Here is a 24,405-nt window from a genome sequence, read left to right as displayed (position 1 = left end):
CGCATGGCTATCATCCACAGAGCGACTCTGCGTCCCAGCAAATTGGAGCTCATTGAAAAGTACCTGCCCGCCCAGACATGGTTCACCAAAGATGGCTCCGCCCCGCCTGAGCTCCTTGGCGCGTACCGCTTCGATGATCCGGACGGCGAAGTGGGCCTCGAGACACATCTGGTCTCCCACGGCAGCAAGGTCTATCAAGTTCCGTTGAGTTACCGGGGATCGGAATTGTCCGGCGCCGAGGGCTCACTGCTCGGCACCATGGAACATTCCGTGTTGGGCAAGCGGTGGGTGTACGACGCCTGCGCCGATCCCGTCTACGTCACTGCCCTGGCCACCGCCATCCTCACGGGACAGCGGGAAGCCCAGCAGTTCGTGGAGGTCGACGGCGCGTTGCAGCCACGTACGGGCTCCGTCAAGGTCAAGGGCAGTGGAACGCCGGGTAGCGAAGTCCCTCCACTGAGCCCGGCAGCGCCGATCACCCAGGACACCATCACCCGGATCGAGGCCGGTGAGCATACGCTGCTGGTGAACCGTGTCCTCGATCTCGGGACACAGGGTCCGGAAGATTCTGCTGCCCTCCGGGGCACGTGGGCCGATCAAAGCAGTCCCGTGCTGCTCGCGGCGCTCTCGCAGGCCTAGCGGACTACTCCCCCGGACGCGGCCGCCACACGACAACTGCCTGGGACCGCGCCCGGGGGCGCTGCCCGCGGGCCAGGCTGACGACGTCGCCCGCTGCTCCTGCCGCAAAAACGCGGGCCTCCACCGGGCCCCGCCGGCGTTGCAGTTCCTCGCTCAGCTCGGCCACGCGGTACTGCAGTGCGGCCACTTGGTTTTCGAGATCAAGGATCCGTTTGATGCCCTCAAGGGAGACGCCTTCGTGGGAGAGCCGCTGGACTTCGCGCAAGCGGTCGATATCCCGCTGGGAGTAGCGCCGGGACTTACCCGGCGCTCGGCTCGGCGACACGATGCCGAGGCGATCGTACTGGCGCAGGGTCTGCGGGTGCATGTCAGCCAGTTCGGCCGCGACGGAGATGACGAAGATCGGCTGGTTGATGTCGATGCCCATGACGACGTCCCTCCTGTGTGTTGCCGCCGCTACAAGCGGGCCTTGGCGGCCAGGTCGTGGCGGGGATCGGCGTCGGAAGTAGCCGCGGCGAATGCCTTGACGGCCTCCTCGGCCTCTTTGTTAAGGTTCTGCGGGACGGCGACGTCGATTGTCACCAGCAGATCGCCGGTGCCCTTCGTCGTCTTGACGCCACGGCCCTTGACCCGGAGGGTGCGCCCGGAAGGCGTGCCGGCCGGGACGCGGACGGTGACAGAGTCGCCGTCGAGCGTTGGCACGTGGATGTTGGCACCCAACGCGGCTTCAGCGAAAGTCACCGGCACGTGGATGCGGATGTTGTCGCCGTCGCGGTTAAAGAAATCGTGTGGCTTGACGTTCACCGTGATGATGAGGTCCCCGTTGCCGGCTGCTCCGGGATTGCCTTTGCCGCGCTGACGGACCTTCTGGCCGTCCCTGATGCCCGCGGGAATCTTGACGTCGATGACGTTGCCGTTGCTTTCGCGCAGGCTCACCGTGGTGCCGTGGATGGATCCGGCGAAGGAAATGGAGGTGGACGCCGTGCGGTCGCTGCCCTTTTGCGGGGCGCGCTGGAAGCCGGTCTGTCCACCGCCGAAGCCGCCGCCGAACAGGTCGGCGAACTCGGGGGGGATACCGCCGGCACCGGCAGGCTGACGTGCTCCGCCGCCGAAAAGTCCGCCGAACAGGTCCTCGAAGCCACCATTGGCCGGCCCGCCGCGTCCTGCTGCCCCCGGAGCGAATCGTGCCCCGCCCATGGCACGGATGGCATCGTACTGCTGACGCTCCTCGGCATCCGAAAGCACTGAATAGGCCTCCGAGATGTCCTTGAACTTCTTCTCGGCAGCAGCATCCCCGGAATTGGTATCCGGATGATACTTCCGCGCAAGCTTGCGGTACGCCTTCTTAATGTCAGCGTCAGAGGCGTCCTTGGCGACACCAAGGATGGCGTAAAAATCCTTCTCAACCCAGTCCTGGCTGGCCACTCGGCTTCTCTCTTTCTTCTGGTTAAGTTGCGTGCGCTCCGCGATGCATAGGCCCCCGCCCCTTCGCGTGGCGGCTAAGTCCTACGGACTTCAGCCGCCACGCTCCGGCAGGCCCGATGCCACTCCCGGGGCCTATGCTTCGCTTCGCGCCTGCTGTCATCTCACCTCAGGCGAGCTTACAGCGGGCGCGAAGCCGGATATGGGGCGGCGGTGTGGAGGGCACCGCCCCATATCCGGCGAAGCGCCACGGTGAGCACACCCAGCGCGGCGAGCCCAACTAAGGCGGGACCTAAGCAGGCACAGCCACAATTACTTGGGCCGCACGCAGCACCCGGTCGCCGGAGCGGTAGCCGGAGCGCAGCACTTGGCTGACGGTGTCCACTTCGATGTCCTCGCCCGGCTGCTGGATGAGGGCTTCGTGGATCGTGGGGTCGAATTCGACGCCAGTCTCCGCGATGCGCTCCAGGCCGTACGTCTTCAGCGCAGTCTCCAGCTTGGCGGCGATCGCGGCGAACGGGCCGTCCACGAGGTCGCCGTGCTGGCGGGCGGCGTCGACGTCGTCGAGCACCGGCAGGAGGGAGTTCAGGACGCCGATGACGGCCATTTCCCCTGCGACGGCGCGGTCGCGTTCGACGCGCTTGCGGTAGTTGACGTACTCAGCCTGCAGGCGCAGGAGGTCGTTGCGGAGTTCCGCGGCCTCTGCTTGTGCGGCGGCACCGGGGGCTACCGACTCTTCAGCCGGAACCTCGACGCCGTTGAGGATTTCCTCAGCCTGGGACAGGGCATCGCCCTCGGTGGCAGAGGCGTTGGAATCAGCTGCCGATCCTTGGGTGTGGCGGGCGGCCCCGGTCTCCGGGTCGACCTTGCGGTTGTCCCGTATGACCGGCTTGTGCTGTTCGTTGCCCTCGTTGCTCGAACGTGAGTGCTCTGCTTCGTTGCCGTGGTGAGGCATGCTTACTTCTTTTCGTCTTCGTCGATGATCTCGGCGTCGACGATGTCCTCATCGCCGGAGGCAGAACCAGCCTTGGCACCGGCGGGAGCGCCCTCAGCACCAGCGGCGCTGCTTGCACCATCCGGGGAACCTGCGTGCGAGTAGATCGCTTCGCCGAGCTTGGACTGCGAGTGCTGCAGCTTCTCGAAAGCGGTCTTCACTGCTGCGTCGTCGGTGCCTTCGAGGGCCTTCTTGAGGGCGTCGACGTCGGCCTTGACCTCGGTCTTGACCTCTTCAGGCAGCTTGTCGTCGTTTTCGGCGATGAGCTTGTCCACGGAGTAGGCGAGCTGCTCGGCGGTGTTGCGGGTGTCGGTAGCCTCGCGGCGGGCCTTGTCCTCGGCTGCGTGCTCCTCGGCTTCACGGACCATGCGGTCGATGTCTTCCTTGGACAGCGCGGTGCCGCCGGTGATGGTCATCGACTGCTCCTTGCCGGTGCCCTTGTCCTTCGCGGAGACGTGGACAATGCCGTTGGCGTCGATGTCGAAGGTGACCTCGACCTGCGGGACGCCGCGCGGTGCGGGGGCGATGCCGGTCAGTTCGAACGTGCCCAGCGGCTTGTTGTCGCGGGTGAATTCACGCTCGCCCTGGAAGACCTGGATGGCCACGGACGGCTGGTTGTCGTCAGCGGTGGTGAAGGTCTCGGAACGCTTGGTGGGGATAGCCGTGTTGCGCTCGATCAGGTGCGTCATGACGCCACCCTTGGTTTCGATGCCGAGGGACAGCGGGGTGACGTCGATCAGGAGAACGTCCTTGCGCTCGCCCTTCAGGACACCGGCCTGCAGTGCTGCGCCAACGGCAACAACTTCGTCCGGGTTGACGCCCTTGTTGGGCTCCTTGCCGCCGGCGAGTTCCTTGACGAGGTCGTAGACGGCGGGCATACGGGTGGAGCCACCCACCAGTACGATGTGGTCGATGTCGGAGAGCTTGATGCCGGTTTCGGCGATGACGTCGTGGAACGGCTTCTTGGTGCGCTCCAGCAGGTCCTTGGTGAGGTCCTGGAACTTGGCGCGGGTCAGCTGTTCGTCCAGGTGGACCGGGCCGTCCGGGGTGACGGAGAGGTACTGGAGGGAAACGTTGGTGCTGGTGGAGGAGGACAGTTCCTTCTTGGCCTGCTCGGAGGCTTCGCGCAGTCGCTGCAGCGCGATCTTGTCCTTGGAGAGGTCGATGCCCTTGACCTTGAGCTGGTTCAGCAGGTAGTCAACAACGCGCTGGTCCCAGTCGTCGCCGCCGAGGCGGTTGTCGCCGGCAGTGGCGCGGACCTGGATAGTGGAGAAGCCGTCTTCGTCCTTGCCGACTTCCAGCAGGGAGACGTCGAACGTTCCGCCGCCGAGGTCGAAGACCAGGATGAGTTCGTCTTCCTTGCCCTTGTCCAGGCCGTAGGCGAGTGCAGCCGCGGTGGGCTCGTTGACGATGCGCAGGACGTTAAGGCCAGCGATTTCGCCGGCTTCCTTGGTGGCCTGGCGCTCGGCGTCGTTGAAGTAGGCCGGGACGGTGATGACAGCGTCGGTGACCTTTTCGCCGAGGTAGGACTCGGCGTCGTTCTTCAACTTCATGAGGATGCGCGCGGAGATTTCCTGCGGCGTGTACTTCTTGTCATCAATGGCGACGCTCCAGTCGGTGCCCATGTGGCGCTTGACGGAGGCGATGGTCCGGTCGATGTTGTTGACAGCCTGGCGCTTGGCGATTTCGCCAACCAGGACTTCACCGGACTTGGAGAATGCAACGACCGACGGCGTGGTGCGGCCACCCTCGGCGTTGGCAATGACGGTGGGCTCGCCACCTTCGAGAACAGAGACGACGGAGTTGGTGGTTCCGAGGTCGATACCTACAGCGCGTGACATATGTTGCTTCCTTTCAATGGCCGACGATCGAGATTTCACCCGCTACCTCAACCCATCGAGGGGTCCGGAGCCGGGAAGCACTCAACATTCGGCTAGTTGAGCGTTCTCCACTCAACTGTACTCAGGACTCGCTCAAAGTCAATCCAAAGTTGAGTCGAGTACGCTCAACCTGAGGGCCGACGTCGAACTCGCGGGAACAGTGCCGGTTCGCGTGAGCGCTCCGGCGACTCCGCAGCGTTCCGGCGATGTCGACGGCGGGTGTTCCGTCAGGCGGAGGCTGGCGGCATCGGCTTGTAGACCCATGCCACCAGCACCACGGAGATGATCATCAGGAGGAACCACGAGACAAGTTTGTCGGCGGACACCAAATGCCAGCCATCCAACTGGCTCGGATACAGCCACGCGTGCGACCATGTGGCGATGTTCTCGGCTATCCAAATAAAGAGCGCCACCAGCAGGAATGCCACGATCAGCGGCATCCGGAACCGGCGCCGGAACACCCGGAAGTACATGACGCACCGGCCATAGATCACCACGACGCCGGCCAATAGGATCCAGCGGGCATCGACGATGTAATGGTGCGAAAAGAAGTTCACGTAGACGGCGGCGGCCAGGATCGCGGTGATCCAGCGCCGCGGATATCTGGAGAAGCGCAGGTCGAAAACCCGGTAGACGCGCACCATGTACGAACCGACCGCGGCATACATGAAGCCGCTGAAGAGTGGAACGGCGCCCACCCGAAGGACGCCCTCCGCCTCATATGACCACGAGCCGACGTCGGTCTTGAACAACTCCATGACCGTCCCCACAAGGTGGAAGAGCACGATCACCCTGAGCTCGCGCAAAGTTTCCAGCCTCGTGGCGACCATCAGGACCTGGATCACGACGGCGGCAATCGTCAGGAAATCGTTCCGGGCCAGTCCGGCGCCGGCTGGATACCAAAGGTGCGCACCGAAAATGACGGCGAGGAGCGAAGCACCGAAGATGCACGCCCATGCCTGCTTGAGGCCGAATACCGCGAATTCCGTGAGCTTGGTTCGGACGCCCCGGGCAGGCGCGTGGTCCAGGAAGCGGCTTGCACTCCCATCGATAAATTCCTCTACCGCGGTGAGTTCACGCATCGGCGCGGTGATGGCCGAGCTGGCCAAGATAGTAGTTCTTCGGCCAATGCCTGACCTTCTCCGGCAACCTCGGATAAGCAAGGGCCAAGAGGCGCATGGTGCCATCAAAACCGCGCCGATGCCGTGCATCCCATGGCAGCCCGAAACCCTCGCGAAGCTGTTCCGTCAGCAGGCCTGCCGTGAGCAAGCGGGCCAACGGCATGGTCAGGCGCAATAAGAGCGGCCCGCTTGTCGGGTAAAGCAGGTCCCGGGCAACCCTCAGGGCGGCCGCATCCGGTTCCAGGTTCCCCAACGATTCGTTCCAATAGCGCGCGAAGGCCGAGCGGTCGGCGGGCCAGAGCTCGGCGGGAAGCTGCAGGGCTGTGCCGATCCGCGCATACTCACGATAGATGCGATCGGCAGTGTCGTCGTCGAGCGTTCCATGGACTTTTTCGTAGACGGTGACGGCGGTGTCATAGAGGGTCGCCACCACCCACAACTGGGATTGCGCGTCAAAGGCGTCGTACCCCTTCGATGCACCATCGGCAGCCCGGCGAACAGGGGCGTGAGCGCGGTTCACAGTCCGGCGCACAGCGGCCAGCTGCTCTTCGGAGCCGTAGATCACCGCATAGACGTACGTCAGGGTGGCGCGCAGCCGGTCCAATGGCCGTTCGGCGAAATTGCTGTGCTCGGCGACGCCATGACCGACCGCCGGATTGGCGATCTGCATCAGGACGGCGCGGCCGGCTCCGGCGAGCAAAACGCCCTCCGCGCCGATGTCAGCCAGTCCTCGAGCCATCTAGATACTCTACCGTCGGCGCCTGCAACCCCACGATCCCCAGCAGGACCTCGAGTTGGTGCTCAAACAGCTCGTCCCGCGCGGCGAAGGTATCAGCCCCGTATTGGCCGAACACCTCGAAGCTGATTGCGCCGAAAACCGAGGTCCACACCAGCACGCCTCGGGCCAACGCAGGCTCCGGCACTGCCAGGCCCAGTTCCGCGCGGATGGCCGCCAGGTCCGTGGCAAGGGCAGGAGGAACGACGACGGCGGGCGCCACTTCCGTGGACAGGGCACCTGCGCGATGGGCGGCGTCGAAGATCCCCACCATCCGGTAGATCACTCGCGTTCCGGGTTCCGTGGTGCGCTCGGCTGGCGCCTGGTAGCCGGGGACCGGGCTGCCGAACAGGAGGGCATAGCTGGCGGGCTCGCGCAGGGCCCACTTCCGAACGGCCCTTCCGAGCGCCAGGAACCTGCCGCGGTAATCGCCCTCGGGCAGGGCGTCGACGGCGGCGTCCACTTCGTCGCCCAGCTCGCCGTAAGCGTCAATCAACAAGAGGGTCAGCAGTTCATCGCGACTCTCCACATAGCGGTAAACGGCGGAGGACACCACGCCAAGATCCCGAGCGACAGCCCGGAGGGACAAGCCCGCGGCACCATGCAGCGCAAGGTGCTGGCGGCCCAGCCGGATGATGTCCGCAACGGTCTGGACCCGGGCTCGTTCGCGCGGAGTCGATTGTTTGGCCGCTGCGGCGGGAGGGAGGTCCATGTATCCAGCATGCCACAAATGAGAGCAGTGGCAACAAATGTGAGCAGTGCTCTTGACACGTGCCCCGAGAGGACTCATCCTGAATTCAGAGAGCAGTGCTCTCGGTTACAAATTCCCATCCAGAAAGCGAGAATCACCATGTACGTCGTCACAGGAGCGGGCCCCGTCGGCTGGACCATTGCCGGGCAACTCGCGGAGCTCGGAGAACAGGTGCGCGTCCTGACGCGCTCAGCCAGCGGCCCCGACCACCCGCTGGTCGAGAAGCTCCGCGTGGACGTCTCGGACCCAGCCAAGTTGGCGCAAGCCTTCGCCGGCGCCACGGCCGTCTTCCACTGCATCCACGGCTCCGCCTACCGGGCCAAAGCCTGGGCGGCCGAGCTTCCTGGAGCAGAGCAAGTGGTGATGGACGCCGCTGCGGCGGCAGGCGCCGTCGTCGTCTTCCCGGAAAGTCTTTACTCCTACAGCGAACCGGACAAGACCATCACTGAAAGCAGCCCGCGCGAAGCGGCTGGCGGCAAGCGCGGGATCCGTTCCGCCCTGCTGAAGGCGCGGGAAGCTCACCCGGCGAATACCGTCAGCGTCGTGTCGGGGGACTTCTTCGGGCCACGGGTTCGTTTGGCTCACGCCGGCGAGCGCATGGTCCCGCTGGTCCTCAAGGGGAAAACAGTTCAGGTCCTCGGAAGCGCCGATCAGCCCCATGCCTTCACCTACGTCCCGGATCTTGCCGCAGCCATGATCGCTGCCGCGCAGAAGCCCGAACTCTGGAACTCGGTGCTGCACGCTCCCACGGGGCCGGCCTTGACCATGCGGGAAATCGCGGGAAACTTCGCACGCTCGGCCGGCGTTCCGGAACCGAAGCTGAGCGTGATTCCCGGTTGGTTACTCCGGACCCTCGGCCTGATTTCGACGGACATGCGGGAGCTGGCCGAAATGCTGTACCAGTTCGAGCGGCCGTTCGTCATGGATTCCACGGCAAGCCAGGCCAAGCTCGGGCTGGCACCGACGCCGCTTCCGGAAGCGATGGCGGCAACCGTTGCCTGGTGGCGCGAGCAGGAAGCCGTGGCTGCGGGAACCCGCTAGGTCCAGCCTGGCGGCACTCCGAACATAGGATGATTCTCGGAGTAGGCGCACAAGCGACATACCGACTAAGCAGGGGGCCGTGATTGGACAAGCTTGTGGAGATGGCCTTGTCGGACTGGTTTTCCTTCATACCTGGGATCATTGCGATCTGGGCCTTCGTTGTGGCATTGCGGGCCAGACCGGTCCCTTTGATGAAACGCAGCCGGATCAGCGCTATGAGGGATCTCGGAATCGTCCCGCAAGAAAGCAATCGCAGGGTTCAGAGCATTGCGGAAAACGGCCCGGCGACCGCTGCAGACGAGCTGAATTGGCTGGCCACTGTCTACCGCGGCCTGGCACCTTCGGGAAACCAGGTCTGTGGAAAAGGCAATCCGATGCCGTTGACCTTCGCCACCTCCAGCGCCGCCTTGCTCGGGCTTTCCCAGGCTTACGCCAGGTACGCGGCAAAACTGCGAAGCGGCTCCTTCTTGGGCACGGCCACGGCACCCCTCATCGTCCACGAAGCGCAGACAGCATTGGAGACGTCGGCCGTTCTCGCCTCGGCAGCCTCTGGTGGCGGGGCGGAAACTCCATGCAGGTGCATGAACGTTCACCTGAAACTCCCGGGCAACCGGACTTTCGACCTGTGGCAGCTCCCTGACGTCGAAGCAGGCACCCTTGCCTACGATCTCTTCGTCAGCTATCGCCGGCACAGAATTGCCCCGATCTTCCGCGAGGCCGGGCCGGGAAACAGCCCCGTGGCCATCGAAGCGGACGGATTGGAAACCGAATGCCTTCCCGCGACGCATGCGGAAGCGGAAATCCTTCGAAAGAAGTTTCGCGACCCACGCGTCTTTGACAGCGTTCTGCCAAGTCTCATTGACTGGCGAGCTGAAAGAGACAACGGAAACGGGCGGCTGAGATTGCATCTCGCCATGGCCGAAACCACGTACTCCGCGGTTCTGACTGATCACTATCCGGAGACTTTCAAGGATCTGAAGCCGAGTCCTGGCGCCTTGCCCAGAAGCGCGGATGGGAAGAATTCGAAGTTGTTGACCTTGTCCACTGTTCTGGTCACAGCAGACAGGAAGTTGCTCTTCGCAGGACGATCGAAAAACGCGGGGTCACACGCCGGACTCTTCGGGCCAGCGGTAAACGGCAACCTTGAACTTCGCCCCCGTGATGGCATCCTCTCCGATGCAGACATGCGAGGGATACCCGATCCGAGGCGCGCCCTTGCGCGTGAAGCGCAGGAGGAACTCGGGGTAAACCTGGATCCCCAACAGATTCGGATTCTTGGCCTCGCCAAGTTCACCGTGGAAACCGAGCGCGGAACCCACTTGCTGATGTCGTCCAGCCATTTGGCGCAAACAGCAGCCGAAGTGGCCGATTGCGTTCGCCTTGCCGATCCGTTGGAAGGGCGTTGGGAACTTGGTGGCGAAATTCTGGCGGTTCCGCTTCCGACCGAAGACTGCGAAGTTGACCCGCTGCTGTCTTGGCTGCTCCATAACCCGCGCCTTACCCCGCATGCTGCACTAACTGGCATCGCGACCGTCGCAAGTCAGCTCAGGGTCAAGCCGGATCAGCTACTTCGGCTTGCCTCCGGGGATGGCGATGGGACTGTCCCTTTCGAGACCATCCCTTTGAAGTGGTAATTGGCCACCTCGTGCCAAGCCGAGAACCATCGAATGGAGTTACTACTGATGTCCCGATGACTCGCAGGCCAGTGCGGGAGTAACGTAGAGCACATCGGCTGTGCTGGACCACTTAGTGGACTGGGGTGTCACCGTGGGTGTTGTGCGATCATCGTTGACCGAGCTCCTCGGGATACTTTCCGACGCCGTTTCACCTGAGCGTGTCCGCTTCGATGACGGCTCTGAACCACTCACCGGTCAATCCTCCGCTGCACCTGTCACCGTCCACGCCGTCGCCATGAACAGGGTGGGCCGCTCGAGGCGGGAAGGCCCCTTGTTGGACCTTGAGCTGAAGGTAGCCGTGGAATGCCACGGTCCCAGGCAACTGGACAACATGGAGAAGCTGCTGCTGGCCGTCGAGCATCACAACCAGTACTCCGTTGTCTCTAGTGGCGAGTTCCAGCCGGACGAATACGATGCCGGGATCCGCCAGGGCCTCGGCTTCCTCGTCCGCATTCCTGTGGGCATCCGCTTCGACGAGCTTTCCGGCCCTCCGGTCACTGAACCGCTCGTCGCTACTACCACGGTGGCCCGCCGGATCCACGGCCGGCTGGTCGATGTTCACAACAAGGGCATCCCGGATGCCTACATCCGCCCGCATTCGTCCGCCACCGCCGTTGTGAGCGATCCCACCGGCCATTTCGAGGTACTTGCCTCGGCGGACGAGCTCCAGCACTTTGTCGTGGCAGTCCGCGGCACTGAACGCGAAGTCTCAGCCAATACGAGCAGCCTGCCGGTCATCATCCAGTGGGAGTGAAAGGGAGCACCATTCGGTGCCCTGCATGGATGCGAAACCCTGACACACACGTCATCACGCGCGGTCAAGCGCCGGACATGCAATGATCAACCATGCGTCCTATGCAGCACTCCAGCAAACTCCAGAACGTCCGCTATGAACTCCGTGGGCCCATCCTCCAAGCGGCCAAGACCATGGAGGCCGAAGGGCACCGCATCCTCAAGATGAATCTCGGGGATACGGCGCCATTTGGCCTGGAAGCGCCGGAGTCCGTTGTGGTGGACATGATCCACCACCTCCGCGGCGCCCAGGGGTATAGCGATTCGAAAGGTATCTTTACGGCGCGGACCGCGATTTCGCAGTACTACCAGACCAAGAACCTGATGAATATCGGCGTCGAGGATATCTTCATCGGTAACGGCGTCAGCGAACTGATCTCCATGACGCTGCAGGCTTTCCTGGAGAACGGCGACGAGGTCCTCATCCCCGCGCCGGACTATCCGCTGTGGACGGCCACAGTGACCCTCACGGGCGGCAAGCCGGTGCATTATCTCTGCGATGAGGGCCAGAATTGGTGGCCGGACATGTCCGATGTCGAAGCCAAGATCACCAAGCGCACCAAGGCAATCGTCATCATCAACCCGAACAACCCCACGGGCGCGGTATACCCCCGCCACATCCTGGAGCAGTTCGCGGCACTGGCACGCAAGCACGATCTTGTCCTGTTCTCGGACGAGATCTACGAAAAGATCCGATACGAGGACGCCCAGCACATCCACACGGCGTCCATCGCAGACGATATCTGCATCCTGACATTCAGCGGCCTCTCCAAGGCCTACCGGATGCCGGGCTACCGCGCAGGATGGGTCGCAGTGACCGGCCCACACGCTGCCACCGCTGAATACCGTGAAGCATTGGAGCTCCTGGCATCACTCCGGTTATGCTCCAACGTGCCTGCGCAACACGCGATCCAGACCTGTTTGGGCGGCTACCAAAGCATCGAGGAACTCATCAAACCCGGCGGCCGGCTCCGGGAGCAACGGGACCTGGCCTTGAAGCTCCTCACTGCGATCCCCGGAGTGAGCTGCGTTCCAGCGGCCGGGGCCATGTACCTGTTCCCCCGCCTGGATCCTGAGATCTACCCGATAGAGAGCGACGAGAAATTCGTCTTGGACCTCCTACAGGACCAGAAGATCCTGGTCTCCCACGGCTCGGCCTTCAACTGGCCCACCCCGGACCACTTCCGCTTTGTCATCCTGCCCTCCGTTCGGGAGATCGAGGAGGCCGTGCGCAGGATCGCGACATTCCTTGCCGCCTACCGGAACCGGCCTAAGGAATAGGGTCCTTCCCGAGGACCCTATTCCTTAGGCCCGGCGCGCTCCCCACGACGCTCGCTCACTTATCGCCGGGTTTCCGACAACGCTCGCTCACTAGACGTGAGCGAACGTCAGGATGATGGTCCGTCACCGCAGTCGTGTTGCGGGCCTATAGCGACAACAATTGCGAGCCAGTGGTGGAATTCCGCTCGCTTTCGACTCCACCGGGGTAGCGTTTCCCTATGAACGAGCAGAAGCCTGAAGACGTTTACACACACGGCCACCACGAGTCCGTCGTACGCGCCCATGCCTCCCGCACAGCCGAGAACTCTGCCGCGTTTGTCATCCCGCATCTCACCGCCGGGACATCAGTGCTCGACGTCGGATGCGGACCTGGGAGCATCACCTGCGACTTCGCGGAGCTGGTGGCTCCCGCGAAAGTAGTCGGGCTGGACCGTTCCGCCGAGATCGTGGCCCAGGCCGCCTCGCTCGCGTCCGAGCGCGGCGTGGAAAACGTGGAATTCGTGACCGGCAACATCTACGACCTGGACTTCGAGGACGAAACTTTCGACCTCGTCCACGCGCACCAAGTCCTACAGCACCTGACCGATCCCGTGGCCGCATTGCGGGAAATGCGGCGGGTCGCCAAGCCCGGTGCCATCGTGGCGGTGCGCGACGCCGATTTCCACGGCATGAGCTGGTACCCGGAAGTCCGCGAGCTCGACGATTGGATGGAGCTCTACCAGAAGATCGCCCGCCGGAACGGAGCAGAGCCCGATGCCGGGCGTCGGCTCGTGTCCTGGGCGCAACAGGCGGGCTTCACCGACGTCGCGCCCTCCAGCAGCAACTGGCTGTACGCCACCGCGCAGCAGCGCCGCTGGCAGTCCCGGGTGTGGAGCGAGCGCGTCCTGCACTCCGCTTTTGCCGAACAAGCGCTGGAATACGGCCTGGCCAACGAGGCAGACCTGGCCCGGATCGCCGCCGGTTGGCACCGCTGGGGCTCCACGGATGACGGCTTCTTCTTGATCCCGAACGGCGAAGTCATCGCGCGGGCGTAGGGGCCCGCCAAGAGTTTTTGGGAAATTCCATCGACCCATGTCGAAAACCAGCCTGCAGTTCCGACCCATGAATGAAAGCGCCCCAAACGGAGCGCCCCTCACAAGGAGTTCGAGATGAAATACATGATCATGATGTTTGGTTCTGCCGAGGGCATGATGGAAACCGCCGATCCCGAATGGATCAAGGAAATGATCGGGTTCATGATCCAGATCGACAAGGACCTCACGGATTCCGGCGAGATGGTTTTCAACGCCGGATTGGCCGATGCCAGCACCGCCAAACTGGTCAAGCAAACGGACAACGGGGTCATCACCACCGACGGGCCTTTCGCCGAAGCCAAGGAATCCCTGATCGGCTACTGGGTGGTGGACGTGGCCAGCGAGGAACGGGCCGTGGAGATCTGCTCCAGCATCGTGAAGTACGCGCCTGTCGTGGAGCTTCGCCGTGTCCAGGACGAGCCGCCGGAGGTCTAGAGTTTGGCCGAGCCTTCCGGAGGATCTACGTTCGAGGACCTGCTGCGCACGCTCGCGCCGCTGGTCCTTGGCGTGCTCGTGCGCAGGCATGGCCAATTCGCCGAGTGCGAGGACGCTGTCCAGGAAGCACTGCTGGAGGCGTCATTGCAATGGCCCACCTCCGGCGTCCCGGACAGTCCCAGGGCGTGGCTGGTCACGGTGGCCGTCCGTCGCTTGGTGGACCACTGGCGCAGCGAGAGTTCCCGGCAGGCTCGCGAGGAACGTGCCGCGGCCTTGGAACCGCCGCCCAGCGAGGACCCCTCCCAAGACAGTGACTTGGGCGGGTTTGCAGAAGATACCCTCACCCTCCTTTTCCTCTGTTGCCACCCCGCTCTCTCAGCACCCTCGCAGCTGGCACTGACATTGAGGGCAGTTGGGGGGCTCACGACGGCGGAAATCGCCAGCGCATTCCTCGTCCCGGAAGCCACTATGGGGCAGCGGATCAGCAGGGCGAAGCAGAGCATCAAGAAGGCGGGGCCCATTTCGAGCTCCCTGTAGCCGCCGAGCGCAAGGCGCGGCTCGGCGTCGTACTCCATGTCCTGTACCTGATCTTCAACGAAGGCTACGCGGCGAGTTCCGGGCCATCCATGCAGCGCGAAGAACTCACCGCGGAGGCCATCCGCCTTGGGCGGCTTCTGTGGGGGCTGCTCCCGAACGAGCTTGAGGTGGCCGGACTGCTGGCCCTCATGCTCCTCACCGATGCACGACGCCGGGCGAGGTCGCTGCCGGACGGGATGCTCGTACCTCTCGCCGAGCAGGACCGCGGGTTGTGGGACGCGACGCAGATCGCCGAGGGCCTTGAACTCTTGTCATCGGTTCTGGGAGTTGGGCGTCCGGGGCCTTACCAATTGCAGGCCGCCATCGCTGCGGTCCATGCAGAGGCGGCTTCAGCGGACCAGACCGATTGGCCGCAAATCCTGGCTTTATACACGGTTCTCGATGCAATGTCCCCGAGCCCCGTCGTGACGCTCAACCGGGCGGTTGCGGTGGCAATGGTCGAGGGGCCGCGGGCTGCCCTTGAGCTACTGGATGGACTCGGGGAAGGGTTGAAGGACTGGCACAGGCTCGACGCCGTCCGCGGGCACTTGCTCGAAATGTCCGGGGATCTTGTGGGGGCGCGGGAGCACTTTCTTGCCGCAGCGAAGAAGACGGGGAGCCTGCCGGAGCGGCAGTACCTCCTCGTGAAGGCGGCCAAACTGGGGCAGTTGTCCACATAGGCATAGTGACCCCTGTCCCAGTTTCACGGCCGCGAATAGCCTCGAAACATGATTATTCAAGCAGGCTTTGACCTGGAGCTCCTCGCTCGTCCGCTCATTGTTCAAGAAGGAAAACTGTTCCCAAGGCTCGTGGTGATCGGCCTTGACGCCGAAATGCAGTTGGACAGCATAGGAGTTGTCACCGAGTGCTTCGAAGGTAGTTTGGAACCCTTCCGAGACGAAATTCTGGAGGGCATGCATCCAGAGCGCACCAAATACTTTGCGATTGCACACGCCGGGATCTGGACCGAGGACTACTGCTTTGAGCACCAGCCAATCATCAGGGAGGCGGACAAACTGGAGAAGGCCGCCGCAGCGCGTGGATTTCGGATGATAGGCCATTTTGGTATCGACGAAACCGGGTATGTGTCCGCCGGGCCGCACTCCTACTTTGACCAATATCACGACGATCTCCCACCCACCATGAGTCACTGGGTACATTCGAAGTTTGGCCATTGTGAGTAGGCGTCGGAGCGCAACAGCCAGAAGCGTCCGCAGCCGTTCTGAACCTTACGCCGTAAAGGTTGACCAAGTATGCTTGGTCAACATGGGACAGTACAACATCCAGGAAGCAAAAACTCGCCTTTCTGAGCTTCTCCACATGGTCGAACGGGGCGAAGAAGTGGTTATAGCCAAGGCAGGCAAGCCCGTTGCACGGATAGTTCGTATTGAGCACCCCCGGAAGCGCGAATTGGGCTTTCTGGGTCAGATCGATCTTCCTGACAACTTGTTCAACCCTCTGACGGAGCAAGAACTGGAGGAGTGGGAATGACCGCGTTTCTCTTGGATTCCGACGCGTTGGTGCTCGCCATGACCAGGCCAGACCAATTGTCCGGAACAGCCCGGTCGATCATCGAGGATCTCGAAAATCGAACTTTCGCCTCCGCCGCCTCCGCCTATGAACTGGCTTACAAGTACTCACGCGGCCGCCTCGCTGCGTTGGATCCGATCATGACTGGTTACCGTCGGCACGTGAAGCGTGTGGTCACCGAGGAATTGAGCCTGACCGCAGAGCATGCCCTCGCTGCGGCGTCGTTTGATTGGCAGCACAGGGACCCTTTCGACCGGATGATAGCTGCGCAGGCCGCCGTCGAAGGCTTGACGCTTGTGACGTCCGATCGGGCGCTCCAGGAATTCAAGCTCGTAGCCACAATCTGGTAGCCGCGCCTCAGGATCACGCCTCGTCGATTTGGTCGCCCGTCCGGACACCGCATCCTGCGGGCATAAGCTGGATCGGTGCAGATTTCGCTTTGGCTGGCCCTAGTAGGCGCTGGCACCCTGATCAGTTTCACTCCCGGCGCGGGCGCCATCTCCACCATGAGCAATTCGCTCAACTCCGGATTCCGCCGCTCCATCTGGGGAGTACTAGGCCAACAGGCGGCGCTGATCATCCACATCCTGGTCGTGGCGCTCGGGGTAGGTGTTCTGGTCTCCAGCTCGCCGGTGGTCTTCAACGTCATCCGCTACACGGGGGCTGCCTACCTGGTGTACATGGGTATTCGGCAGTTCCTGCACCGGCCGGACCTGGACAAGGAAAAGGTGGAGGCCCGGCGGAATGAGCCGGCCTGGTCCATGTTTCAGCGGGGCGTGTGGGTCAACCTGCTCAACCCCAAGGCGATCGTCTTCTTCCTCGCCTTCATGCCGCAGTTCATCCGCCCCGAACAGCCACTGATTCCGCAGTATCTGATCCTCAGCACCACGATCGTCTTCATCGACATCTGCGTCATGTGGTTCTTCTTCGCTTTGGCAGCCCGTTCATTCCAACGGTTCACCCACAATGAGCATGGGCAGAAGGTCCTCAACCGCACTTTCGGCGTGCTGTTCATGTCGGTGGGCGTGCTGCTGGCCGTCATCCACTAACGCCACTGCTGCCGAAAAACCACCTGGCCTACGCGGTAGAACCCCGCACCACCAACGAACTCTCAAGCGTTAGCTGCGGCTGTTCCAGCTCACGGCCTTCCATCAGTCCCCGGAGCTGTTCGCCGGCCTTGAGTCCCAGGGGCGTGGCCGGCAAATGCACACTGGTCAGGCTCGGGTTGCTTGTCGCCGAATACGGCAAATCGTCGAAGCCGGCAACCGCAAGTTCCTCCGGAATCCGTACACCAGCCACGCGGGCTTCCTGCAGCACACCGTAGGCGTGCGTGTCCGTTCCGCAGACGACGGCGGTGACCCCGGCGCGCTGCCAGTCCGGCCATGCAGCAGCAAAGGCAGCCGCGGCAGCGCCGACGTCGATGGTGGTACTGATGATGTGCGCGTCCGCAACGGAAATACCGCAGGAATTTGCCTCATCCAAGAACGCGGCCCGGCGCACTTCGAACGTTGCCGTTCCAGTCACACTGTCCACGTAGGCCACGCGTTTGTGCCCGGAGGCAGCCAGGTGTGCGGCCAATTCACGGGCGCCATGGGCAACATCGAGGTTCACGGACGGAGCGTAGGCCTCAAGGCCCGGAGCATCGAGAAGGACCAGCGGCCCGGCAACGGACAGCTCCTCCAGGAAGGCCGCGTTGGGCGCATCTACCAGGAGGCCCGCTGGGCGAAGGGCAAGGAGCTTCCGGACGTCGTCCGCGCGGGGAAACTCACCAGCGTCGGTCACGGAGAGCAGAAGCTGGTATTCGGAGCCGAGCGATTCCCGCACCCCTGCGATGACCTTGGCGAAAAAGGGGTTGGAAATATCCGGCGCCACAAGGATCACAATCGAGCTCACGCCCTTGGCCAAGGAACTGCCGATGCCATCCACCACGTAGCCAAGTTCGGCGATGGCCTGGCGGACGCGCGAAATGTTGTCCTCGGATACCCTGCCCTGCGTTTTTCCGTTGGCAACCAGGGACACCGTCGCGGTGGAAACCCCGGCCAGCGAGGCCACCATCGCCGCGGTCACGCGCTGCGTACGGCCTGGTGCTTGTTGCACTCGTTCCGGCGATTCCATACATCGATCGTAGCCGGGAACCGGTCAATTCCCACGCCGCAAGGCATCAAGCGCTTGACGTGATCGGCGTTAAGCGCTTGACGCGACCCGCGGGCCAGTGCCAGAATTCCCCTGAATGCTTTAGCGCCCTGCCTCGGCAGGCCCCAATGACGTGGAGATGAACATGGACCCCAACACCATGACCCGTGAACGCAAGAAGATCATCCTGGACTGCGACCCCGGGCATGACGACGCCGTGGCCCTGCTCCTGGCCCACGGCAACCCGGACATCGAACTGCTCGCCGTCACCACAGTGGTCGGCAACCAGACCCTCGAAAAAGTCACCCGCAATGCCCTGTCCGTGGGCACCATCGCAGGCATCACAGGCGTTCCCTTTGCAGCAGGCTGCGACCGCCCACTCGTCCGCTCCATCGAAACCGCGCCGGAAATCCACGGCGATACCGGCATGGACGGCCCCGAACAGCCCCAGTCCACCATCGAGCTGGACCCCCGCCACGCCGTCGACCTCATCATAGAGACGATCATGGCGCATGAGCCGGGCACCGTGACCCTGGTCCCCACTGCAGGACTCACCAACATCGCCATGGCCGCCCGCAAGGAGCCGCGCATCGTTGAACGAGTCAAGGAAGTTGTCCTCATGGGCGGCGGCTACCACGTAGGTAACTGGAGCGCCGTGGCCGAATTCAACATCATTATCGACCCCGAGGCCGCACACATCGTCTTCAACGAAAAGTGGCCCGTGGTGATGGTCGGTTTGGACCTCACGCACCAGGCCTTGGCCACTCCCGAGGTCGTAGAGAAGATCGCCGCCGTGGGTACCAAACCGGCCAAGTTCGTCATGGAACTGATGGAGTTCTTCACCAAGACCTACAAGGACGCCCAGGGCTTTGACTATCCCCCGGTCCACGATCCCTGCGCCGTGGCCTACGTCATCGACCCGAGCGTGATGACTACCCGCAAAGTCCCGGTCGACATCGAACTTCAGGGCAAGCTCACCCTCGGCATGACCGTGGCCGATTTCCGCGCCCCCGCACCCGCTGACTGCAACACCTCCGTCGCCGTCGACCTCGATCACGAGAAATTCTGGAACCTCGTCACCGACGCGATCGTCCGCATCGGAGAGCCCGACGCCGTCGAACCCACCGTCGCCGCTGCCGGCAGCATCGCAGGAGAGGCCAAGTAGATGACCACCCTGATCAACGAAACCAAGACCACCCGCGGCAACGTCACGGCCCTCATGGTCGCCCTGTTGGCTGCCTGCGTGGCCTTCCAGCTCAACGCGTCCATGCTCAGCCCGGCCCTGGTCACCATGGGCAATGAGCTCCACACGGACCAGGCGGTCATCGGCCTCTCCCAGACCTGGTTCTTCACGGCCGCAGCCCTGTTCTCGCTCTTCCTGCCGCGCCTGAGCGACATCGTCGGCCGCAAGAAGATCCTCCTCGGCATGATGCTTCTGATGGCCGTCGGCTCGGTCATCGCGGCGATGGCCCCGGACGTCACGTGGCTCTTCGTGGGCCGCATCATCCAGGGCGTCAGCGGCCCCACCGTGCCGCTGTGCCTCATCATGCTGCGCTCCGCGGTCAACAACCCACGCAAGTACGGAGCCCTCATGGGCCTCATCACGGCAGTCAACGGCGGCGTTGCCGGCGTCGACTCCTTCGTGGGCGGCTATTTCGCCGAGCACTTCGGATTCCGCAGCATCTTCTGGCTCATGGTCGGCCTCGCAATCGCGGCCACGGCCCTGATCGCCCTCCTGGCTGGCGAGAGCAAGCCTGCCGCTGGCACCACCATGGACTGGCTCGGGGTATTCTTCATCGTGATCGCCGTGGGCGCACTCCTGACGGCTCTCAACGAGGGTTCCAAGCTGGTCGGCGCCTTCTCCTCCAGCACGCTGATGCTGGCCATCGGGCTGATTGTCATCGCGGCAGCCGCGTTCGCCGCCTTCTGGACAGTGGAGAAACGCTCGAAGGCGCCGATGGTCGAAACCATCCACCTTCGCCAGCGCTCAACCTGGGCACCGCTGCTGACCACCACCCTCGCCATGACCGGCATCTTCGCAGTCATCAACGGCATCGTCCCCGCTTACGTCCAGGCCGCAGCACCGGGATTCGGCGTTGGCCCCACCGAGATGTCGCTCATGATCCTTACTCCGTACGCTCTTCTCGGCTGGGTATTCGGACCCATCAGCGGCCGGCTCGCGCCGGTGCTCGGCTACACCAAAGTCCTGCGCATCGGAATGCTGGGCAGCATCGCGGCTCTGGCCATCATCGCGTTCTTCGGGCTCAGCAGCCTGCCCCTCATGATCGTGGGAACGGCCTTGCTCGGCATCATGTACGCCGGTACCGTCAACATCATGCTCAACGGACTCGGAGTTGTCCTCTCCCCCGCCGGAAACCCCGGCTTCCTGCCCGGCATGAACGCCGGCGCGTTCAACCTCGGCGCCGGCCTGAGCTTCCTGGTCCTGCCGGCGGTGCTGGTGGCAACGTCAGCCTTCGGTGACGCCAAGGCCTCGTACTTGACGGTCGTCGTCGTCGGCCTGGCCATCACGGTTGCCGCTTTCGCGGCGTCGCTGCTGATTCCCAAGCCCCTCGAAGCCGAGGTGGAAGGGTGACCAGCAGGATCGTCGTCGTCGGGTCCTTGAACGCTGACCTGACCATCTATTGCGAGCGGCTCCCGCTCCCGGGCGAAACCGTGCACGGCAACGGTTTCGTGGTCAATCCCGGCGGCAAGAGCGCCAACCAGGCCGTCGCGGCGAGCAAGCTGGGCGGCACGGTGAGCCTGATCGGCGCGGTCGGAAACGACTCCAACGGTGACATGCTCCTCGCCTCCACGGAAGGGGCCGGGGTGGACGTTTCGCGCGTCCGCCGTTCCGCGGATGTGGCCACCGGGGTCGCGGTCATCGCGGTGGACTCGCATGGTGAGAACAACATCATCATTTCGGCCGGTGCCAACGGAACGCTCGCTCCGGCGGACGTGTCGGCGGACGCCTTCGACGACGCCGCGGTGCTCTGCCTCTGCCTGGAGGTCAGCCTTGAGACTGTGGAGGCCGCCGCCAAAACAGCGCACGACGCCGGAGCAACCGTTCTGCTGAACCTCTCGCCCTACGCCGAGATTCCGCAAAGCCTTGCCGCCTTGAGCGATGTGCTGTTGGTCAACGCCCACGAAGCCTCCATGTTCCTGGGCGACGCCGAGATGCCCCATCCGGGCGCGCACGCAAGCGCCTGGGAGCCTGTCCGAAGCCAGTTCGCCGAGCGGGGATTGCAACGGGTATTGGTTACGCTCGGCTCCCATGGCTCGGTGGTGTTGGATTCGCTCGCCGCATCCGGGGAACAGATCTCCCGGATCGCGCCTACCAAGGTCAATGCCGTGGACACCACCGGCGCAGGAGACGCCTTCACCGGCGCCGTGGCTGCCCGCCTCGCCGCGGGTGAAACCTTGGCGGAAGCCGCGGCGTTCGCATCGGTCGCCGCGGCGCTCGCCACTACGAAGAAGGGCACCCAAGCCGCCTACCCGGGCGCCGAGGAAGTCCTGGAGCACTTGCGGATTTCCTGACCCGCAAAAACGCCGGCAGGGCGCCCTCGGGCAGGTGCAGCAGACCACCTCCGTTGCACCTGTCCGCGCCGTCATCGCGGGAGTAAGCTCACTCCATGACCGCCGCCGTCAGCATTTCGGGGCTCGTGAAATCGTTCGGGCGGTTCAGGGCCCTGGACGGACTGGATCTTGAGGTCCGCGAAGGCGAGGTCCATGGCTTTCTGGGGCCGAACGGCGCAGGCAAGTCGACAACGCTTCGTATTCTCCTCGGACTCCTCAGGGCCGACTCAGGGGCCGTAGAGGTTCTTGGCGCGGACCCGTGGCGGGACGTCGTCGCACTGCATCGGCGCATTGCCTATGTGCCCGGGGACGTCAGCATCTGGCCCACCCTCACGGGCGGAGAGGCCATCGATCTTCTCGGCAGGCTGCGCGGCGGTTTGGATGAAAAGCGCCGGGAAGATCTCCTGGAAGCCCTCGACCTGGATCCTTCCAAACGCGGGCACACCTATTCGAAGGGCAACCGGCAAAAAGTGGCCATCGTGGCGGCCTTGTCGTCCAACGCCGAGCTTTTGATCCTTGATGAACCCACTGCCGGCTTGGATCCCCTGATGGAGGCTACTTTCCGGGAGGAAATCCACCGGGACCGCACCTTGGGACGTACAGTGCTTCTCTCCAGCCATATCCTCGCCGAGGTGGAGGCCCTGGCCGACCGTATCAGCATCATCCGCAAAGGCAGGGTCGTAGAGACGAACAGCCTTGAGGAGATGCGTCGCCTGACCCGTACCAACGTCTCGGCGACGCTCAGCGACGGCGCCGGGGTGCTAACTGCGCTGCCCGGAGTGACGGACCTCAGGGTCGAGGGAAACCGCGTGCATTTCAGCGTGGACGCAGAAACCCTTGGCGACGCCATGAGTGTGCTTGCCCGCCACGGAATGTCCGCGCTGGCGGTCACACCTCCGAGCCTGGAGGACCTGTTCCTCCAGCACTACGGCGATCAACATGACCCCGTGGCCGATGACGCGGACCGGCTGAACCCATCGTTCTTCGGCAGGCGCGGCCGCAGGCGCGCGCAATGAACCGCGCATTCACGGGGACGTTACCCCTCCTGCGACACGCGATCCGTTTGGACCATTGGAAGCTGTTGCCTTGGTTTCTGGTCTTCGGGATCCTTCCGGTGCTTGTCTATTCGTTGTACGGCTCCCTTTTCCCTTCACCAATCGACGCCTTGGCGCTCCAGTCGAGCCTTTCCACCAACCCGGCTTTCTCCTTGCTCTTGGGTCCCGCAACGGATCTCAGCACCGCGATCGGCTTCACCACATGGCGGCTCCAGATGTTCGGCATGTTCTTCGCGGCCCTGATGGCGGTTCTCACCGTGACGCGACATACCCGGGCAGCCGAAGACTCAGGGCAGGCCGAACTGCTGGACTCCGGCGTCGTAGGCAGGCATGCAAGGCTGGCATCCGCAGTCCTTCTCGCCTGGCTTGCCTCTGCTGCAGTGGGCCTGCTGGTGGGCGCGACGCTGACGCTGGCTGGCGCGCCGTCGGCGTCGGCCTATTCCCTCGGGGGAGTGCTGGGAGGTACTGGAGTGGCCTTCGCCGGAGTCTCGGCGGTCACCGCGCAGCTAGGGTCGGCGGCCCGCGTCGCCAATACCCTCGCGGACACCGTGCTTGGCATCAGCTATCTTGTGCGCGGGTTGGGTGACACGCTCAATGACGCCAACTGGCTGCTTTGGGCCAGTCCAATGGGCTGGGCGGAGCACGTCCGTCCGGCGACCGACAACGACCCCAGGCCGATGATGCTTCTGGTTGGCGTCGGCGTGCTCCTGGTTGGCTTGGCCGCATGGCTGTCATCGCGGCGGGACTTTGGACTTGGCCTGATTCCAACCATGCCGGGTCCCGCACGGGGACGGGCGGGGATCTGGGGTCTGACCTCGCGACTGAACCGCCTGCCCTTCTGGAGCTGGGGGGTGAACCTGTTGGTACTTGGAACGGTGTTCGGCTTGGTCTCGGGAACCTTGAGCAGCGCTTTTGCCGGCAACCCGTTCGTCAGGCAGCTGATCGCGTTCCGAGTCACCACGGAGGAGCAACTGGTCTACGGGTTCGTTGAGGTCCTGGTGCTGATACTGGGAATCATCGGCGCGGTCTTGGGCATCCAGCTCGCCCTCCGTTTCTTCGTGGAAGAAGAGGAGCGCAGGTCAGAGTGGGTATTGTCGGCCCCATTGTCACGCCTGCGCCACGTCATACCGACGGCGGTCTTGTCCATCGTTGCTCCAGGGGTGGGAATGGTGGTTTGTTCCCTTGCCTTGGCCATCGCATCCAACGCTTCCGGCTCTCCGCTCGACGTGGGCAAGGTGGTCCTGCAGGGCGCTGCGGAACTTCCGGCCATCTGGCTCGCCGTGGCAGTGGCCCTCGCCCTCATCGGACTCGCCCCCGGACTTCGGTCCTTGGCCTGGCTGCTCCTGGTTTACTGGCTGCTCCTGACGTTCTTCGGGCCCATACTGAAGGCCCCCGAATGGCTGATGAATACGAGCCCTTTCCATGTGGTGCCCCACGTTTTCTCCGCCGGAACGGACTGGTTGCCGGCGTGGTGGACCTTGGCGATCGCCGCCGTTCTGGTGGTTGCCGGGCTGGCGGGCTACCGCCGTCGTGATCTGGTGTGCACCTAAGTCAGCCCCGGCAAGCACGTGCTTTTACCCCTCAACCAGCGACTTTACAAATTCCGCAAACTGCCGCCCCTTGTGACTAGCCAAGACGGGGTGGCATCCCCCATGCTT

At 63.5% G+C, this 24,405-nt stretch carries 26 protein-coding genes; 18 read left to right on the top strand and 8 right to left on the bottom strand.

Translation table 11 applies throughout. From position 1 onward, the window contains the following. Positions 1–3: 3 nt before the first annotated feature. On the top strand, positions 4–639 hold the full coding sequence (locus AC1DLO_RS19885) for a CG0192-related protein (RefSeq protein WP_476891425.1): 636 nt from the start codon (positions 4–6) through the stop codon (positions 637–639). A gap of 4 nt (positions 640–643) precedes the next feature. Here AC1DLO_RS19885 and AC1DLO_RS19880 read toward each other — a convergent pair whose 3' ends face one another. The 7 genes from AC1DLO_RS19880 to AC1DLO_RS19850 form a co-directional block, all read right to left on the bottom strand. Beyond that, positions 644–1,066, bottom strand: a complete 423-nt coding sequence (locus AC1DLO_RS19880; RefSeq protein ID WP_184739619.1) for a heat shock protein transcriptional repressor HspR — start codon at positions 1,064–1,066, stop codon at positions 644–646. Positions 1,067–1,095: 29 nt separating this feature from the next. After that, positions 1,096–2,064, bottom strand: coding sequence for a DnaJ C-terminal domain-containing protein (locus AC1DLO_RS19875; protein WP_476891424.1), 969 nt, complete (start codon positions 2,062–2,064; stop codon positions 1,096–1,098). Positions 2,065–2,353: 289 nt separating this feature from the next. Further along, positions 2,354–3,016 carry a nucleotide exchange factor GrpE gene (locus AC1DLO_RS19870; protein WP_476891423.1) on the bottom strand — a complete coding sequence of 221 codons (663 nt, stop codon included), beginning with the start codon at positions 3,014–3,016 and terminating at the stop codon, positions 2,354–2,356. A gap of 2 nt (positions 3,017–3,018) precedes the next feature. Continuing rightward, positions 3,019–4,896, bottom strand: coding sequence for a molecular chaperone DnaK (dnaK, locus tag AC1DLO_RS19865; RefSeq protein ID WP_476891422.1), 1,878 nt, complete (start codon positions 4,894–4,896; stop codon positions 3,019–3,021). Between the two features lie 266 nt (positions 4,897–5,162). Beyond that, complete coding sequence (locus AC1DLO_RS19860) at positions 5,163–6,017, bottom strand: DUF817 domain-containing protein (protein WP_476891450.1); 855 nt, start codon at positions 6,015–6,017, stop codon at positions 5,163–5,165. Further along, positions 6,010–6,795, bottom strand: coding sequence for an oxygenase MpaB family protein (locus tag AC1DLO_RS19855; RefSeq protein ID WP_476891421.1), 786 nt, complete (start codon positions 6,793–6,795; stop codon positions 6,010–6,012). The genes AC1DLO_RS19860 and AC1DLO_RS19855 overlap by 8 nt, the downstream gene beginning before the upstream one ends. Beyond that, on the bottom strand, positions 6,776–7,543 hold the full coding sequence (locus tag AC1DLO_RS19850; RefSeq protein WP_476891420.1) for a TetR/AcrR family transcriptional regulator: 768 nt from the start codon (positions 7,541–7,543) through the stop codon (positions 6,776–6,778). The genes AC1DLO_RS19855 and AC1DLO_RS19850 overlap by 20 nt, the downstream gene beginning before the upstream one ends. A gap of 138 nt (positions 7,544–7,681) precedes the next feature. Here AC1DLO_RS19850 and AC1DLO_RS19845 point away from each other — a divergent pair, with 138 nt between their 5' ends. The 12 genes from AC1DLO_RS19845 to AC1DLO_RS19790 all read left to right on the top strand — a co-directional run bounded on the left by AC1DLO_RS19845 (position 7,682) and on the right by AC1DLO_RS19790 (position 17,035). Next, positions 7,682–8,623 (top strand): NAD-dependent epimerase/dehydratase family protein, encoded by a 942-nt coding sequence (locus tag AC1DLO_RS19845; protein ID WP_476891419.1) that lies wholly within the window; start codon positions 7,682–7,684, stop codon positions 8,621–8,623. 215 nt (positions 8,624–8,838) lie between these two features. Then, positions 8,839–10,257 (top strand): NUDIX hydrolase, encoded by a 1,419-nt coding sequence (locus AC1DLO_RS19840; RefSeq protein ID WP_476891418.1) that lies wholly within the window; start codon positions 8,839–8,841, stop codon positions 10,255–10,257. A gap of 100 nt (positions 10,258–10,357) precedes the next feature. Continuing rightward, positions 10,358–11,053, top strand: a complete 696-nt coding sequence (locus AC1DLO_RS19835; RefSeq protein WP_311770575.1) for a hypothetical protein — start codon at positions 10,358–10,360, stop codon at positions 11,051–11,053. Between the two features lie 92 nt (positions 11,054–11,145). Beyond that, on the top strand, positions 11,146–12,372 hold the full coding sequence (locus AC1DLO_RS19830; protein WP_476891417.1) for a pyridoxal phosphate-dependent aminotransferase: 1,227 nt from the start codon (positions 11,146–11,148) through the stop codon (positions 12,370–12,372). Positions 12,373–12,590: 218 nt separating this feature from the next. Beyond that, positions 12,591–13,406 (top strand): methyltransferase domain-containing protein, encoded by an 816-nt coding sequence (locus AC1DLO_RS19825; protein ID WP_476891416.1) that lies wholly within the window; start codon positions 12,591–12,593, stop codon positions 13,404–13,406. Between the two features lie 114 nt (positions 13,407–13,520). Beyond that, the gene (locus AC1DLO_RS19820) at positions 13,521–13,880 is read left to right on the top strand and encodes a YciI family protein (RefSeq protein WP_184739637.1); all 360 of its coding nucleotides are present in this window, start codon (positions 13,521–13,523) and stop codon (positions 13,878–13,880) included. Positions 13,881–13,883: 3 nt separating this feature from the next. After that, positions 13,884–14,417: a sigma-70 family RNA polymerase sigma factor gene (locus tag AC1DLO_RS19815; RefSeq protein WP_476891415.1), complete on the top strand. Its 534-nt coding sequence runs from the start codon at positions 13,884–13,886 to the stop codon at positions 14,415–14,417. Next, positions 14,327–15,136 (top strand): RNA polymerase sigma factor, encoded by an 810-nt coding sequence (locus tag AC1DLO_RS19810; RefSeq protein ID WP_476891449.1) that lies wholly within the window; start codon positions 14,327–14,329, stop codon positions 15,134–15,136. The genes AC1DLO_RS19815 and AC1DLO_RS19810 overlap by 91 nt, the downstream gene beginning before the upstream one ends. 48 nt (positions 15,137–15,184) lie before the next feature. After that, a complete protein-coding gene (locus tag AC1DLO_RS19805) occupies positions 15,185–15,640 on the top strand; it encodes a hypothetical protein (RefSeq protein WP_476891414.1) in 456 nt (151 codons plus the stop codon). 82 nt (positions 15,641–15,722) lie between these two features. Next, on the top strand, positions 15,723–15,947 hold the full coding sequence (locus AC1DLO_RS19800) for a type II toxin-antitoxin system Phd/YefM family antitoxin (RefSeq protein ID WP_476891413.1): 225 nt from the start codon (positions 15,723–15,725) through the stop codon (positions 15,945–15,947). Beyond that, the gene (locus tag AC1DLO_RS19795; protein WP_476891412.1) at positions 15,944–16,336 is read left to right on the top strand and encodes a type II toxin-antitoxin system VapC family toxin; all 393 of its coding nucleotides are present in this window, start codon (positions 15,944–15,946) and stop codon (positions 16,334–16,336) included. Before AC1DLO_RS19800 ends, AC1DLO_RS19795 begins: the two co-directional genes overlap by 4 nt. Positions 16,337–16,411: 75 nt before the next feature. Next, the gene (locus tag AC1DLO_RS19790; RefSeq protein WP_476891411.1) at positions 16,412–17,035 is read left to right on the top strand and encodes a LysE family transporter; all 624 of its coding nucleotides are present in this window, start codon (positions 16,412–16,414) and stop codon (positions 17,033–17,035) included. A gap of 28 nt (positions 17,036–17,063) precedes the next feature. Here AC1DLO_RS19790 and AC1DLO_RS19785 read toward each other — a convergent pair whose 3' ends face one another. Further along, positions 17,064–18,101, bottom strand: a complete 1,038-nt coding sequence (locus AC1DLO_RS19785; RefSeq protein WP_476891410.1) for a LacI family DNA-binding transcriptional regulator — start codon at positions 18,099–18,101, stop codon at positions 17,064–17,066. A 163-nt stretch (positions 18,102–18,264) separates the two neighbouring features. On the opposite strand from AC1DLO_RS19785, the gene uriH reads away from it, so the two are divergent. The 5 genes from uriH to AC1DLO_RS19760 all read left to right on the top strand — a co-directional run bounded on the left by uriH (position 18,265) and on the right by AC1DLO_RS19760 (position 24,297). Then, positions 18,265–19,284, top strand: coding sequence for a uridine-preferring nucleoside hydrolase UriH (gene uriH, locus AC1DLO_RS19780; protein ID WP_476891409.1), 1,020 nt, complete (start codon positions 18,265–18,267; stop codon positions 19,282–19,284). Next, on the top strand, positions 19,285–20,712 hold the full coding sequence (gene uriT / locus AC1DLO_RS19775; RefSeq protein ID WP_476891408.1) for a uridine transporter UriT: 1,428 nt from the start codon (positions 19,285–19,287) through the stop codon (positions 20,710–20,712). Then, positions 20,709–21,653 (top strand): ribokinase, encoded by a 945-nt coding sequence (locus tag AC1DLO_RS19770; RefSeq protein ID WP_476891407.1) that lies wholly within the window; start codon positions 20,709–20,711, stop codon positions 21,651–21,653. The genes uriT and AC1DLO_RS19770 overlap by 4 nt, the downstream gene beginning before the upstream one ends. 95 nt (positions 21,654–21,748) lie before the next feature. After that, on the top strand, positions 21,749–22,708 hold the full coding sequence (locus AC1DLO_RS19765) for an ABC transporter ATP-binding protein (protein ID WP_476891406.1): 960 nt from the start codon (positions 21,749–21,751) through the stop codon (positions 22,706–22,708). Further along, positions 22,705–24,297, top strand: a complete 1,593-nt coding sequence (locus AC1DLO_RS19760) for an ABC transporter permease (RefSeq protein WP_476891405.1) — start codon at positions 22,705–22,707, stop codon at positions 24,295–24,297. The genes AC1DLO_RS19765 and AC1DLO_RS19760 overlap by 4 nt, the downstream gene beginning before the upstream one ends. Positions 24,298–24,405: the final 108 nt, after the last annotated feature.

The organism is Arthrobacter sp. 01T419, assembly GCF_056398865.1.
The sequence above is the reverse complement of the archived record's forward strand: the minus strand, read 5'-3'. Positions and strand labels throughout refer to the sequence as shown.